This is a genomic window from Sphingomonas sp. LY54, assembly GCF_035594035.1.
Taxonomy (GTDB): domain Bacteria; phylum Pseudomonadota; class Alphaproteobacteria; order Sphingomonadales; family Sphingomonadaceae; genus Allosphingosinicella.
On the sequence record NZ_CP141588.1, the window covers coordinates 1,389,360 to 1,402,929 of the forward strand.

18 protein-coding genes are annotated in these 13,570 nt (G+C 69.2%); 12 read left to right on the plus strand and 6 right to left on the minus strand.

Annotated features, from left to right (window positions below; genetic code table 11):
• The first annotated feature begins 33 nt into the window (after positions 1–33).
• Both SH591_RS07040 and SH591_RS07045 read left to right on the plus strand, forming a co-directional pair.
• Positions 34–879 carry a tetratricopeptide repeat protein gene (locus SH591_RS07040; protein ID WP_324751109.1) on the plus strand — a complete coding sequence of 282 codons (846 nt, stop codon included), beginning with the start codon at positions 34–36 and terminating at the stop codon, positions 877–879.
• Positions 880–1,067: 188 nt separating this feature from the next.
• Entirely contained in the window at positions 1,068–1,391 is a 324-nt protein-coding gene (locus SH591_RS07045) for a YnfA family protein (RefSeq protein WP_324751110.1), read from the plus strand.
• 99 nt (positions 1,392–1,490) lie between these two features.
• Here the strand turns inward: SH591_RS07045 and sugE are convergent, their stop codons facing one another.
• Positions 1,491–1,811 carry a quaternary ammonium compound efflux SMR transporter SugE gene (sugE, locus tag SH591_RS07050; RefSeq protein WP_324751112.1) on the minus strand — a complete coding sequence of 107 codons (321 nt, stop codon included), beginning with the start codon at positions 1,809–1,811 and terminating at the stop codon, positions 1,491–1,493.
• A gap of 386 nt (positions 1,812–2,197) precedes the next feature.
• On the opposite strand from sugE, the gene SH591_RS07055 reads away from it, so the two are divergent.
• The 4 genes from SH591_RS07055 to SH591_RS07070 all read left to right on the plus strand — a co-directional run bounded on the left by SH591_RS07055 (position 2,198) and on the right by SH591_RS07070 (position 6,221).
• Entirely contained in the window at positions 2,198–2,326 is a 129-nt protein-coding gene (locus tag SH591_RS07055; protein ID WP_324751113.1) for a hypothetical protein, read from the plus strand.
• Positions 2,327–2,366: 40 nt separating this feature from the next.
• Positions 2,367–3,347 (plus strand): tRNA lysidine(34) synthetase TilS, encoded by a 981-nt coding sequence (gene tilS, locus SH591_RS07060; RefSeq protein WP_324751114.1) that lies wholly within the window; start codon positions 2,367–2,369, stop codon positions 3,345–3,347.
• Positions 3,348–3,444: 97 nt separating this feature from the next.
• Positions 3,445–3,981, plus strand: coding sequence for a hypothetical protein (locus SH591_RS07065; protein WP_322832430.1), 537 nt, complete (start codon positions 3,445–3,447; stop codon positions 3,979–3,981).
• Positions 3,982–4,244: 263 nt separating this feature from the next.
• Positions 4,245–6,221 (plus strand): ATP-binding protein, encoded by a 1,977-nt coding sequence (locus SH591_RS07070; protein ID WP_324751115.1) that lies wholly within the window; start codon positions 4,245–4,247, stop codon positions 6,219–6,221.
• 18 nt (positions 6,222–6,239) lie between these two features.
• Here the strand turns inward: SH591_RS07070 and SH591_RS07075 are convergent, their stop codons facing one another.
• The 3 genes from SH591_RS07075 to SH591_RS07085 form a co-directional block, all read right to left on the minus strand.
• Positions 6,240–6,599 (minus strand): response regulator, encoded by a 360-nt coding sequence (locus tag SH591_RS07075; RefSeq protein WP_324751116.1) that lies wholly within the window; start codon positions 6,597–6,599, stop codon positions 6,240–6,242.
• Positions 6,600–6,729: 130 nt separating this feature from the next.
• The gene (locus SH591_RS07080; protein ID WP_324751117.1) at positions 6,730–6,963 is read right to left on the minus strand and encodes a hypothetical protein; all 234 of its coding nucleotides are present in this window, start codon (positions 6,961–6,963) and stop codon (positions 6,730–6,732) included.
• Positions 6,960–7,289, minus strand: coding sequence for a hypothetical protein (locus tag SH591_RS07085; RefSeq protein WP_324751118.1), 330 nt, complete (start codon positions 7,287–7,289; stop codon positions 6,960–6,962). The genes SH591_RS07080 and SH591_RS07085 overlap by 4 nt, the downstream gene beginning before the upstream one ends.
• Before the next feature lie 237 nt (positions 7,290–7,526).
• Here SH591_RS07085 and SH591_RS07090 point away from each other — a divergent pair, with 237 nt between their 5' ends.
• Positions 7,527–7,892 (plus strand): PRC-barrel domain-containing protein, encoded by a 366-nt coding sequence (locus tag SH591_RS07090; protein WP_324751119.1) that lies wholly within the window; start codon positions 7,527–7,529, stop codon positions 7,890–7,892.
• A gap of 186 nt (positions 7,893–8,078) precedes the next feature.
• Here SH591_RS07090 and SH591_RS07095 read toward each other — a convergent pair whose 3' ends face one another.
• A complete protein-coding gene (locus SH591_RS07095) occupies positions 8,079–8,387 on the minus strand; it encodes a hypothetical protein (RefSeq protein ID WP_324751120.1) in 309 nt (102 codons plus the stop codon).
• Between the two features lie 139 nt (positions 8,388–8,526).
• On the opposite strand from SH591_RS07095, the gene ftsH reads away from it, so the two are divergent.
• Positions 8,527–10,476, plus strand: a complete 1,950-nt coding sequence (ftsH, locus tag SH591_RS07100) for an ATP-dependent zinc metalloprotease FtsH (RefSeq protein WP_324751121.1) — start codon at positions 8,527–8,529, stop codon at positions 10,474–10,476.
• A gap of 23 nt (positions 10,477–10,499) precedes the next feature.
• A complete protein-coding gene (locus SH591_RS07105; protein WP_324751122.1) occupies positions 10,500–10,862 on the plus strand; it encodes a hypothetical protein in 363 nt (120 codons plus the stop codon).
• 7 nt (positions 10,863–10,869) lie between these two features.
• On the opposite strand, the gene SH591_RS07110 is transcribed toward SH591_RS07105, so the two are convergent.
• Positions 10,870–11,949 carry a DUF3667 domain-containing protein gene (locus SH591_RS07110; RefSeq protein WP_324751123.1) on the minus strand — a complete coding sequence of 360 codons (1,080 nt, stop codon included), beginning with the start codon at positions 11,947–11,949 and terminating at the stop codon, positions 10,870–10,872.
• A gap of 150 nt (positions 11,950–12,099) precedes the next feature.
• Here SH591_RS07110 and SH591_RS07115 point away from each other — a divergent pair, with 150 nt between their 5' ends.
• Genes SH591_RS07115 through SH591_RS07125 form a run of 3 tightly spaced genes read left to right on the plus strand, consistent with a single transcriptional unit; the run spans position 12,100 to position 13,568 of the window.
• The gene (locus SH591_RS07115; protein WP_324751124.1) at positions 12,100–12,780 is read left to right on the plus strand and encodes a nicotinate-nucleotide adenylyltransferase; all 681 of its coding nucleotides are present in this window, start codon (positions 12,100–12,102) and stop codon (positions 12,778–12,780) included.
• Positions 12,752–13,141, plus strand: coding sequence for a ribosome silencing factor (rsfS, locus tag SH591_RS07120; protein ID WP_322832414.1), 390 nt, complete (start codon positions 12,752–12,754; stop codon positions 13,139–13,141). The genes SH591_RS07115 and rsfS overlap by 29 nt, the downstream gene beginning before the upstream one ends.
• Before the next feature lie 4 nt (positions 13,142–13,145).
• Positions 13,146–13,568, plus strand: coding sequence for a 23S rRNA (pseudouridine(1915)-N(3))-methyltransferase RlmH (locus tag SH591_RS07125; RefSeq protein ID WP_324751125.1), 423 nt, complete (start codon positions 13,146–13,148; stop codon positions 13,566–13,568).
• The last annotated feature ends 2 nt before the right edge of the window (positions 13,569–13,570 follow it).

Below are 13,570 nucleotides of genomic sequence, written 5' to 3' on the forward strand. Positions count from 1 at the left end.
ATCGACGGGTCAGTCCTAGTGCGGGGGAAATCCATGCGTCTTCATCTTCTGGCCGTCATCCTCATGGCGAGCGTCGCGGCGCCGGCCTCGGCCCAGCAGGCTCCCACCATCGACAAGCGCGTCGGCAAGCTCGAATCCGAGATGCGCGCCGTCCAGCGCAAGGTCTTCCCGGGCGGCAATGTCGAGCCCGAGATCCGGCCCGAGACGCCCGTGGTCGCGCCGGGCGGCGTGCCCGCCAGCAGCGCCATCGCCGACCTCACCGCGCGCGTCGACGCGCTCGAGGCGCAGCTCCAGACCGTCACCCGCCAGGGCGAAGAGAACGCGTTCCGCCTGCGCCAGCTCGAGGATGCCCTCACGCGCCTCCGCAGCGAAACCGAAGCGCGCGCCGCCGAGCCGGTTACGCCGCCGCCCGCCGCCGCGCAGCCGTCCGCTCCGGCCGCGTCGGAGCCCGCCCCGGCCGCCTCCGAGGTCGCGCCGCCCAGCACTGGCGACGCCGGCGAGGACGCCTACCTCACCGGCTACCGCCAGTGGGAGCAGAAGAATTACGCCGCCGCCCAGAAGACGCTGGAAGCGATGGCCAAGCAATATCCCAAGCACAAGCGCGCCAGCTACGCCGCCAACCTCGCCGGCCGCGCCTATCTGGACGACGGCAAGCCGGCGACCGCGGCCAAGGTCCTGCTCGCCAACTACCAGAACAACCCGACCGGCGAGCGCGCCGCCGACAGCCTCTATTTCCTCGGCCAGGCGCTGATGGACCTCAAGAAGCCGGCCGAGGCCTGCAAGGTCTATGACGAGCTCCGCGACGTCTATGGCGCCACCATGCGCGCCTGGCTTCAGCAGCGCCTCCCCCAGGCCCGCACCGCCGCCAAGTGCCGCTGACGGCCTAGCGGCTGCGGCCTAGTCCCGCAGCCGCCGCTTCCTCCTCCGTCATTGCGAGGCGCGCCAGCGCCGCGGCAATCCAACCCGCACCGGCCCCACCGCTCGCTGGATTGCTTCGCTTCGCTCGCAATGACGGCGGCAACCCCCGCACCATTGCACCGCTCGGCCCTCCCTGCGACACCGGCCCCATGACCGCTTTCGCCTATATCGGCGCCGCTTTGGCCGAGATCGCCGGATGCTTCGCCTTCTGGGCGTGGCTGCGGATGGGCAAGTCGGTCTGGTGGCTGTTGCCGGGAATGGCGGCGCTGGCTTTGTTCGCCTATCTGCTGACGCTGGTCGACGCCGAGCATGCCGGCCGCACCTACGCAGCTTATGGCGACGTCTATATCGTTTCGGCGATCGCCTGGCTGTGGCTGATCGAGGGGGCGAAGCCCGATCGCTGGGACCTGATCGGCGCCGCCGTCTGCCTCGCCGGCGCCGCCATCATCCTGTTCGGCCCCCGCCCCGCCTGATCAGCCGCCTCGTCATTGCGAGGCGCGGAACGCGCCGCCGCAATCCAGGCCAGGCCCACTGGATTGCTTCGCTCCGCTCGCAATGACGGGACTACACCCTTACGCCGGGCTAGACACCTTCATCAGCACCAGGCCGACGACGATCAGCAGAGCGGCGGCGATGCGCATCGCGTTCGCCGATTCTCCGAGCACGGCGATGCCGACCAGGAACGCGCCCACCGCACCGATCCCCGTCCACACCGTGTAGGCGGTGCCGAGCGGCAGCGTCCGCATCAACCAGGACAGAAGCGCGAAGCTGACGATCATCGCGCCCAATGTGACCAGCGAGGGCGTCAGGCGGGTGAAGCCTTCCGATTGCTTCATCGAGAAGGCCCACACGACCTCCAGCAATCCGGCGACGACGAGAAGAATCCAGGCCACGACAGCCTCCCATAGCAAGTGGCCGGGCCGTCCCGGACTTCTGCCCATCATGGGGGAGGACGTGGCCTCGCACGGCCGAGATAGGGCCGCACCGGCGATGGTCAAGCGAGGCACCGCCCGATTTCCGTCATTGCGAGGCGCGCAGCGCCGCGGCAATCCATCGGGACCGCCTCTCGGCGGCACCATCGCCCGGCAACCAAAGCCGCGCCCTGCGCTTTCTGTAGGGATGGACGAAGCCGAGTCCGATCTGCGCGCGGAGCTGGCGGTGCTGCAGACCGAGGCGATCGCCGTCCAGGCGGTGCTGGTGGCGCTGTGCCGTCGCCTAGCCCGCGCCGGTCCCGCTCGCCGCCGCGGTCTGCGCGGCGTTCGAGGAAGCCGACACAATCATGTCGGGGCTCGCGGTTCGGATCGGCATCGACGCGCCGATGGCCAACACGACCGGCGCGCTCCCCATTCTTGAGGAATTGCGCGCCGCCGCCATCATCGACGCGGCACGCTTGCGCGCGCCCGACTGACGGCTTACCCGGCCGGGCCGGATCGCCTAAGCTCCTCGCCATGCCCGCCCCCGACCCCCAGCTTGTCGACCGCTTCCGCCGCGATCTCGCCGCGCTTGGCGGCGAAGGCGAGCGGCTCGGCCTCGCTATATCGGGCGGACCCGACAGCCTCGCTCTGCTGCTGCTCGCCGCGGCCGCTCTCCCCGGCGCGGTCCAGGCGGCGAGCGTCGATCATGGCCTGCGCGCCGAGGCCGCCGCGGAAGCGGAGATGGTCGCCGATTTGTGCCGCGCGCTCGATGTCCCCCACGCGACCCTGCGGGTCGAGGTTGCGGCGGGCGGCGCCGGCCTGCAGGGCGAGGCGCGGCGCGCCCGTTATGCCGCGCTCGCCGAATGGGCCGCCGCGCAGGGCCTGCCTTTGCTCGCGACCGCGCATCATGCCGACGACCAGGCCGAGACGATCCTGATGCGGCTGCAGCGCGGCGCCGGCCTGTCCGGCCTCGCCGCGATCCGCCCGGTCCGCGCCGAAGGGCCCGACCTGACGGTGGTGCGCCCCCTGCTCAGCTGGACCCGGGCCGAACTCGCTTCGGTGGTCGGCGAGGCCGGGATCCATGCCGCCGACGACCCGTCGAACCGCGATCCGCGCTTCGACCGGGTGCGGATGCGGGCCTTCCTCGCCGCCAATCCCGCATTCGAACCGGGGCGCCTCGCCCGCAGCGCCGCCGCCTGCCGCGAGGCCGACGACGCGCTCGCCTGGGTGGTCGGCCAGCTCGCCGACGACCGCATCAACGAGCAGGGCGGCGAATGGCGGATCGATGTCGACGGCCTGCCGCGCGCCATCGCGCGCCGCCTGCTGCTGCTGGCGATGGCGCAGATCCGCGCCGCCCACGATCTCCCCGACCCGGCCGGCGGGGACGATGTCGAGAGCCTGCTCGTCGCGCTCGAGGCCGGCGGCGCCGGCACGCTGGGCGGCGTCATGGGCCGTGGCGGACGCTTCTGGCACCTGCGCGCCGCGCCGCCGCGCCGGCCCGTTTCTGCGCCCTGAGCACGGCGCGCGCGGTAAAGCGAGGAACGGCGCGGCCCGCGCCTCGTTGGGGCGGCACGCGGAGCATTGGAGCTCCACAGCCAGAAGAGGATAAAAGATGCCCCAGATCCTGTCCGCCGTGTTCGACACCCGCGCCGAGGCCGAGCGCGCCCTTACCGACCTCCGCGCCGCCGGCGTGCGCGAGAGCGCGCTGTCGCTGATCGCCCGCGATGAAGGCCATGGCGCCGTCCACGAAGCCCGCAGCCACGACGGCGACGGCGACGGCGACGCGACCCGCACGGGCATCGGCGTCGGCATGACCGCCGGCGCCCTGCTCGGCTTCGGCGCTCTGCTCATCCCCGGCGTCGGCCCGTTCCTCGCGGCCGGCGCACTCGCCGAGACGCTCGGCGTCGCCGGGGGCGCGATCGCCGCCGGCGCGGTCGCCGGGGCTGCCGCGGGCGGCCTCGCCGGCGCCCTGCGCGACCATGGCGTCAGCGACGAGGACGCGCATTATTATGAGGAGCATGTCAATCGCGGCGGCGTCTTCGTCTCGGTCGACGCCGAACGCGCCGACATCTCGCCGGTCACGGTCCAGGACATCCTCTACAATGCCGGCGGCCACAGCGCGGCCCGCGCCCGCACAGCGGCACTCTGATCGGATGCGCGCCGGGGGCACGGGCTCCCGGCGCGCCTTCTAAAGTTCAGGAACCACAATAGATTAGCGCCGTTGTTCATCCCGCAGGGCGGTGGGTTCAGCCGCCTTGCCTGTAGAGCATCCGGCCGCAACGTCGCTTCTCGCCGCCAGCCTGTTGGCTTGTAGGCGGCATCGGCGCTTCGTCCCTGTACCGACTGCGTTCTCCCATTCAGCGGGCCTCATGGTCCTTCCGAAAGACAGCGTCTGAGCCGTATGCCATCGCCATGGATACGAACTTCTCGACTAGAACCGGCAGCGTGTCGATGACGATGGCCGAGCGGATCGCCGCATTCGACTGGTCGGCGACCGAATTGGGCCCGCGCGCGGCGTGGCCGCCGACCTTGCAGACCGTCGTCCAGGTCATGCTCGATTCGCGCGTGCCCATGTATCTGGGTTGGGGCCGCAACCTCACCTTCCTGTACAATGACGCGTTCGCCGACCTGCTCGGCGTCCATCACGCCACGAGCCTGGGCAGGGGACTGCGCGATCTCTGGCGCGACATCTGGCCGGCGATCGGTCCGTTCATCGAGCAGGCGCTCGCCGGCGCGGGCATGTGGGCCGAGAATATCCCATTCCCGACCTGGGAGAGCGGCTACCGCCGCACCGGTTATTACACGTTCGGCTATACGCCGGTGCGTGACGACGGCGAAGTCGCCGGTTTGCTCTGCACGTGCATCGACACGACCGCGGCCGTGCACGACCGGCGTCAGATCGAGGAGCAGGGCCGCAAATTAAAAGCCCTGTTCTGGAAGACGCCCGGCTTCGTCTTCCTGACCAAGGGCCCGGAGCATCGCTTCGAGTTCATCAACGAGACCTTCATCGCCATCGCCGGCCGCAGCGACGTGATCGGCCTCACCATGGCCGAGGCCTTTCCGGAGCTCGCCGAGCAGCACTTCCTGGAAATCCTCGACGGCGTCTATGCGACCGGCGAACCGGTGTTTCGCCACGCGCTCCCGCTCAAGATCCGCACCAGCCCGGACGGGCCGATGCGCCAATATTATCTCGACGCCGCCTATCAGGCGCATCGCGACGGCGACGGCGCGATCGCCGGCCTGTTCGCAGTCGGCTACGACGTCACCGAATGGCAGCAGGCGCTCGACGCCGCCGGGGAAACCCAGGAGCGCTATGCGCTGGCCGCCCGCGCCACCAACGACATCGTCTGGGACTGGGACCTTGTCACCGACGACATCAGATGGAACGAGGCGCTCGCCAGCTTTCGGGACGGCGAGGACAAGGCCGACCCGACCCACACGCCCTCGGCCTGGTGGAGCAGCCACCTCCACCCCGAGGACCGCGACCGCGTGCTCGCCTCAGTCGACGCCGCCATCGCCGGAGACGCCACCCATTGGGCGGGCGAATATCGCCTGCGCCGCGGCAATGGCGATTATGCCCTGGTTTATGATCGCGCCTACCTGATCCGCGATGAGGCTGGCCGCGCCACGCGCTTCGTCGGCGCGGTCACCGATCTCACCGCGATACGTTCGGCCGAGCGCCAGGTCCGCCAGCTCCAGGCCGAGCTCATCCATATCTCGCGGGTGAGCGCGATGGGGGCGATGGCCTCGACCCTCGCCCACGAGCTCAACCAGCCCCTGACCGCCGCCGCCAATTATCTGAGCGGCGCGGCGCGGCTGATCCAGTCCCCGGCGGCCGAGCGCGATCTGATGATCGAGGCCGTCCACCACGCCCAGGACAATATCACCCGTGCCGGCGAGGTCATTCGCCGCCTGCGCCGCCTGACCGCGCGCGGCGAGGTCCAGACCGCGCCGGTACGGCTCGTCGAGGCGGTGGCCGAGGCGCTGAGTCTCGGGCTGATGGGGCCAGAGGGCTTCGCCGTCGCGGTCCGCCAGGAAATCCCCGACGCGCTCGTCGTCGAGGCGGACAGCGTCCAGCTCCAGCAGGTCCTGCTCAACCTCATCCGCAACGCGCTCGAGGCGATGGTGGGCGCTCCGCGCCGCGAATTGCTGATAGAGGCGGAAGCGCAGGGCGATAGCGCCCAGATCTGCGTCTCCGACACCGGTCCCGGCATCCCGGCGGACGAGCGCGCGATCCTGTTCGATCCGTTCCACACGACCAAGGCCAGCGGGATGGGCGTCGGCCTGTCGATCAGCCGCACCATCGTCGAGGCCCATCGCGGCCGCATCTGGGCCGAGCAGGCCGAAGGCGGGGGCGCACGCATCTGCTTCACCCTCCCGCTCGCTTAGGCGGCGGGGCGCGAGCCTTCAGGCCAGCGGCACCGGATTGGCGACCGCCATCCGTATCGCGCTCTTCAGTTCTTCGGGGCTGAACGGCTTCTGGACTACGGCCAGATCGCGGTTGGTATGGCGCACTTCCCAGCCGGTGGCGGTCACGAAGACGACGGGGATGCAGCGGTTGGAGCAGATCGAGCGCACCGTATCGATGCCGCTGCAGGCGCCGAGCCTGACGTCGGACGTGATGAGGTCCGGGCATCGTTTTTCGGCCAGCGCCATCGCGTCGGCGCCCGATCCGGCCACGTCGAACGAGGTGTAGCCGGCATCGGCAAGCGCGTCCTCGATCATGAGGACCACCCAGGCATCCTGTTCGATGATCAGCGCATGCACCACATTTCCCCGCAATCGGGCGGGAACGCAGTGGCTCTCAGCCGCCGGAGCCCAAACTCATTCCGGCGGTCTGGCTATAACCGACCCCGCAGCGCTTTGGTTGCACGATCGTATGATTACGGGGTGCCGCTCACCGGCCGGCGCGGGCTTCCTCCGACGCGTCGATGCGGGCGGTGGCGGCCTCGGCGCGGGCCTTTTCGCGGGCGCGCGCCTCGCGCACCGCGACGGCCCGGTCGGCCTCGACCCGCTTGTCGGCCTTGGCGAGATGGGCTTCGACCGCGCCCGGAGCCGCGCGCGGCTCCTCGGCCCCGGAACAGCCGGCGAGGGCCAGCGCCGCGGCCAGGACCAGGCAGCGCCTCCTCATTGTTCGCCCGTTTCGTTCGTATCGGCCTGGCGGGACTCTTCCTCTGCCTCGGCGCGCTTCAGGTCGGCGGTGGCGCGCGCTTCGCCGGCGGCGGTCGCGCCGCGCAGGCGCTCGGCGCTGTCGGCGCGGTCCTCCGCGCGCTCCGCCACGCCGGATGCGGCGTTGCGCGCGACGGCGTCGGGGTCTTCGGAGGGCGCGCAGCCGGCCAGGCCGAGGCAGCCCGCCACCGCCATGGTCAGCGCGGCGCGGTCAAGGAAGCGGCGCTGCTTCAGCGTTCCCGCTTGGAGTGCACCGGCTGTGCTGCAGCGCAATATATCGTAGGTCATCGGTCAGCCTTGTCGGCAAGCGAGAGCACGCAGTCTCTCTGTCACTTGATGCTTGCGGGAGGGCTCGGGTGATGCGCGCTCCTAGCACAGTCCCGGCGGGATGGCGATGGGCCGATGGCGATGGTCCGATGGCGATGGGTTGGGACGATGGGCCCGCGCCGGAGCCACTCCGGCGTCTCGTACGTTGACGAAGGATACGGCGCAGCGGAGCCGGCCGAGACCCTGAGGAGACGTGATATGCAAGCTGGCCAGGATGCGGGGATGAAGCCGCTGATGAGCGCGCGGGTCGACGACACGCCGGTTTACGATGCGCGCGGGCACAAGCTCGGCATGCTCTACAGCGTCCACATCGAGCGCCACCGCGGCCAGGTCGAATATGCCGTCATCTCGTTCGGCGGCCTTCTCGGCCTCGGCCAGAGCTACCACCCCGTGCCCTTCCGGCTGCTCCAGGTGAACCAGGAGAAAGGCGGCTATACGGTCGCGGTCGACAAGACGATGCTGGACGGCGGGCCGAGCTACCGGCCCGACAACGCGCCGCAATGGGACGCCGAATATGCGCGCCGGGTCACCAGTTACTACATGGACCGCCAGCCGCTCGGGTGAGCCGTCGCCTTGCATCGGCCTCGGCGGGTCCCCCCGCACCGGCGCCCGACCGCAATAAGCCGGTCACATGGCCTCCTCCTCCCCTCCCGCCTGCGGGAGGGGCCGGGGGTGGGCTTCCCCCTCCCGCAACACCTCTAATCCCCCCTCCCGCAAGCGGGAGGGGGTTAGGGGAAGGGCCTGTCCCCCCTATTCCTCGTCGACTACCACCCCCAGCGCCTTCAGCTTGCGCACCAGCTTCTCGGTCAGCGCCTCGATCGGCACCCGCGCCGGCCGCTGGCGGTTGTCGGGCGTCCGCCCGGCGAGCCCGCGCTGGTGCTGGCGCAGCAGGTCCATCGCCTTGTCCCAGTCGAATTCCTCCGCGACTTCCTTGTCGCCGGCAATCGCGAACCGCTCGGCGCCGCGCGTCGCCCGCTCGAGCAGCATCGCCTCCAGCCGCGCATAGCCCTGCTCGAGCAGCATCGCCTCCAGCCGCGCATAGCCCCGCTCGAGCGCCACGGCCCAGGCGGCGCGGATCGAGCAACGCGACGCCCACCACCTGCGGGAAACCCGTCAACCGCCCGTTCAGCACGATCGCCTACATTGTCATCGGCCCGGAAGCGCCTATTTAGGGATTCTGGAATAGCGGGAATTTTGCATGAGCGACGACAAGGAACCCCAGGGCAACGGCAATCCGTGGATGAAGAGCCTCTTCATCTGGGCGGGAATCCTGCTCGCGCTCGTGCTCTTCGTGCAGATCATCGACGGCGGCGGCCGCACCGCGAGCGCCGACGGCATGGCCTATTCGGAATTCCTGAACCGGGTCGAGGAAGGCTCGGTCAAGGAAGTCTCGATCGGCAAGGACGTCATTTCGGGCAAGCTCACCAATGACGAGACCTTCCGCACCAACGCGCCGCAGGACCCGCAGCTGGTCGACCGCTTGGCCGCCAAGGGCGTCGCCTTCTCGGCCGAGCCCGAGCAGCAGACCTCGGTGTGGCTGATCCTGCTCTACCAGTCCCTGCCCTTCCTGCTGATCCTCGGCATCGCATTCTTCGTGATGCGCCAGATGCAGAAGAATGCCGGTTCCGGGGCGATGGGCTTCGGCAAGTCCAAGGCCAAGATGCTGACCGAGAAGCACGGCCGCGTCACCTTCGACGACGTCGCCGGCATCGACGAGGCGCGCGAGGAGCTGGAGGAGATCGTCGATTTCCTGAAGGACCCGACCAAGTTCGCGCGGCTGGGCGGCAAGATCCCCAAGGGCGCCTTGCTGGTCGGCTCGCCCGGCACCGGCAAGACCCTTCTCGCCCGCGCCATCGCCGGCGAGGCCAACGTGCCCTTCTTCACCATTTCGGGCTCCGACTTCGTCGAGATGTTCGTCGGCGTCGGCGCGAGCCGCGTGCGCGACATGTTCGAGCAGGCCAAGAAGAACGCTCCCTGCATCGTCTTCATCGACGAGATCGACGCGGTCGGCCGCCATCGCGGCGCCGGCCTCGGCAACGGCAATGACGAGCGCGAGCAGACGCTGAACCAGCTGCTGGTCGAGATGGACGGCTTCGAGGCCAACGAGGGCATCATCATCATCGCCGCGACCAACCGGCCCGACGTGCTCGATCCCGCTTTGCTGCGCCCGGGCCGCTTCGACCGCCAGGTCGTGGTGCCGCGCCCCGACATCGAGGGCCGCGAGAAGATCCTCGCCGTGCACATGAAGAAGGTGCCGCTCGCGCCCGACGTCGACAACCGCACCATCGCGCGCGGCACGCCCGGTTTCTCCGGCGCCGACCTCGCCAATCTCGTCAACGAAGCCGCCTTGCTCGCCGCCCGCAAGGGCAAGCGCCTCGTCGCGATGAGCGAGTTCGAAGAGGCCAAGGACAAAGTCATGATGGGCGCCGAACGCAAGTCCATGGTCATGACCGAGGACGAGAAGAAGTCGACCGCCTATCACGAGGCCGGCCACGCCCTCGTCTCGCTCCACGTGCCGGGATGCGACCCGCTGCACAAGGTGACCATCATCCCGCGCGGACGGGCGCTGGGCGTGACCTGGAACCTGCCCGAGCGCGACCGTTACTCGATGTCGATGAAGCAGATGAAGGCGCGGCTCGCGCTCTGCTTCGGCGGCCGCATCGCCGAGCAGCTTATCTACGGCGCGGACGAACTCAACACCGGCGCGTCCAACGACATCCAGCAGGCCACCGACATGGCCCGCTCGATGGTGATGGAATATGGCATGAGCGAAAAGCTCGGCTGGCTGCGCTACCGCGACAACCAGGATGAGGTCTTCCTTGGCCATTCGGTCGCGCGCACCCAGTCGATCTCGGGCGACACGGCCAAGCTCATCGACGAGGAGGTCCGCCGCCTGATCGAGGAAGCCGAAGCCACCGCGCGCAAGGTGCTGACCGACAATCTCGACCAGCTCCACCGCTTGGCCGGCGCCCTGCTCGAATATGAGACGCTGAACGGCGAGGAATCGAAGCGGGTCATCGCCGGCGAGGATATCGGCCGCGAAGATCCCACCAACCGCCGCCCGGCGCTTCCTGCCGCAGGGACTTCGATCCCGACCACCCGCAAGCCGCGCGGCGGCTTCGGCGGCACGGCACCGCAAGGCGCCTGACGCTGGCGGGGGGATCGAAGGCGATGGGCAAGGCGGCATTGGCGTTGCTCATCCTGGCCGCGCCGACGGCCGCGTCGGCGATGACCGTTGCCGAATTCCTGGCCAAGGCCGATGCTCTTCAGGCGAAGGGCGTCGGCGCCCTGTTTTCCGGCGACCTCAAATTGCTCAAGACGGAGGTGGCCAGCGCCGGCAAGGCGCTCCGTGCCGAGCAGGCGGCCGCGATCAAGGCGGGCCGCCAGCCGACCGTCTGCCTGCCGCAAAAGGCCGCCACCAACAGCGACGAATTGCTCGCGCATTTCCGCGCGATCCCGCCGGCGCAGCGCGGGATCAGCGTCAAGGACGGCTTCGCCGGCCTGATCCGCAAGAAATATCCCTGCCCGGCCTGAGCCGGAATCAGGACAGAGCGCCGAGCGTCACCAGCAGCGAGAAGAACAGTCCGCCGGCGACGAAGGCGAAGTTGATCAGCATCAGCGTCCGCCACAAGGCGCCGAAGCGGCTGAGCCCGTAGGCGCCCGTCAACTGCCGGTACATGTGCAGCGGCGGCACCAGCATGATCGCCAGCCCGATCCAGACCTCGCCCACGCCGATCGCATGGGCAAGGCTGAGCGCGACCAGGCCGAGGCTCATGAAGGCGATCGAATAGGTCACGAACACGGTGTGGTCATAGACGCGGAAGCGCCGTTTCCAGAAGAAGAGCAGCCACACGAACGGCACCGACAGCGGGATCAGCGCCCAGGAGAATTTATAGGCGTTGGTCTGCACCTTGTAGAAAAGCAGCGACGGGTTCTTGCCCGCTTTCTCGATCGCCTGGTCGAGCGGCTCCCAGCCGCTGTTGGCGTCGATCTTGCTCTCATTGTCCGGCGATGTTGCCCCGGCCGGGGCGAGCACCCCGGCGGCGGCCGCAACCATCGCCGCTTCCCGCTCGAGATCGGCGATGCGCGCATCGATCGCCGTGGTCGGGTCGCCCGCCTTCTCCAAGGCGGCGCGCTCGGTCCGCAAATCTTGCAGCTTGCTTGCCCGTTCCGCCTGTTCCTTCTTGAGGTCCTGGACCGCCTCGGCATTGCTGGTCGGGCCGCCGTTGAAGGACAGCGGCCCGCCGATCAGACTGAACGCCGCGAACATCAGGAAAACCGAGAACAGGAAAATGGCCATGGGCGAGACGAACTTGGCGCGCTCGCCCTCGATATAGCGGCGCGTGAGCTGGCCCGGCCTCCAGGCGAGCAAAGGCAAGGTCCGCCACACCTTGCCGTCGAGGTGCAGCACGCCGTGGGCAAGATCATGCCACCAGGCGCTGAGCGTGCGGTGGACGTGGCCGGTCTGGCCGCATTGGTGGCAATAGGCGCCGACCAGGGCCGCGCCGCAGTTCAGGCACACCGTCCCGTGCCCCGAAGCTTCGCCCGCACCCGTCTCGACCGCGCGCGCGACCATCGCCCCGATCACGGCTTCGCCAACACCTTCCACGCCGTCGATCATCGTCGTCTCCCCGGTGCATTACATGCCCCAATGCGCGGGCGAGGTGAAGACCGTCCGCTTGTCTCGGCGCCGCCCGGCAGCTAGGTCCGGACCCAGGCAGCCGCAGGACTCCTTTTTGTCGATTGAACACGCCCCGCGGCCGCGCGCCGCATGACCAAGACCGGCCTCCTCGGCGGCTCGTTCAATCCGGCCCATCGCGGCCATCGCGCGATCACCATCCAGGCGGCGCGGGCGCTGGGCCTCGACGAGGTCTGGTGGCTGGTCTCTCCCGGCAACCCGCTCAAGCAGACCAATGGGATGGCGAACCTCGCCACGCGCTTCGCGTCGGCGCGCAAGGCCGCGCGCGGTCTGCCGGTGCGCGTGACTGCGATCGAGCGCGACTTCGGCACGCCCTACACCGTCGACACGATCCGCCAGCTCCGCCGTCGCTTCCCCGATCGCCGCTTCGTCTGGCTGATGGGCGCCGACAATCTCGCCCAATTCCACCGCTGGCGCGACTGGCGGAAGATCGCGCACATGGTTCCGATTGCGGTGGTTGCCCGGCCGGGATATGATGGCCTCGCCCATCGCGCACCCGCATTGGGCTGGCTGCGTCGCTTCGTCCACCGCGCAGACCAGGCTCGGAATTGGACCACGTGGAGACCGCCGGCCCTCGTGCTGCTGCAATTGCCGCCCGATCCGACATCCGCCACCGGCCTCCGTGCTGCCGATCCCGACTGGCACCAAAAGCTCGAACAATCGTTCAACCCCAGGGCGCTCCGCGACGGCGTGACGCGGCGCCCATTGACTGCAAGGAGGCATTTTGCCCGCACCCGCACCCGCTCCCCATGAGGGAGATCATGAACAGGTCGAAGCCCTGCACAATCTCGTGCTTCGCTCTCTGGACGACGATCAGGCCGTAGAGGTCGTCTCCATCCCGCTCGCCGGCAAGTCCAGCATCGCCGACCATATGGTGATCGCATCGGGCCGCTCGACTCGCCAGGTGGCGTCGATGGCGCAGAAGATCGCCGAGCGCATCAAGAAGGAGCTTGGCCGCAACGTCCGCATCGAGGGGCTGCCGATCGCCGACTGGGTGCTGATCGACGCCGAGGACGTGATCATTCACCTATTCCGCCCGGAAGTCCGGACCTTCTACAATCTGGAGCGCATGTGGGCGTTCGAGGAGACGGGCGCCGCCCCGGCGGCCGGCTGATCCCTTGCTGCTCCATGTCGTCGCGCGCGGGCGGATCGGGCGCGGGCCCGAGGCGGAGTTGGTCGATCGCTATTTGAAGCGGATCGCCTGGCCGACGAAGGTCACCGAATTGCCGGAGAGCGGCGGCAGGCTCCCGTCGCCGGCCGACAATTGCGTCACCATCCTGCTCGACGAGAAAGGGGAGCAACTGGGCTCGCTCGCCTTCGCGCACAAGCTCGAGCGATGGCGCGACGACGGCCGGCGCGAAGCGCGCTTCCTGATCGGCGGTGCCGACGGCTTCGACGACGCCGACCGCGCCAAAGCCGACCTGCTGATCGCCTTCGGCAAGGCGACCTGGCCCCACCTGCTCGCCCGTGCCATGCTCGCCGAGCAATTGTGGCGGGCGACGTCGATCCTTGCCAACCATCCCTATCACAGGGAAGGATAGGC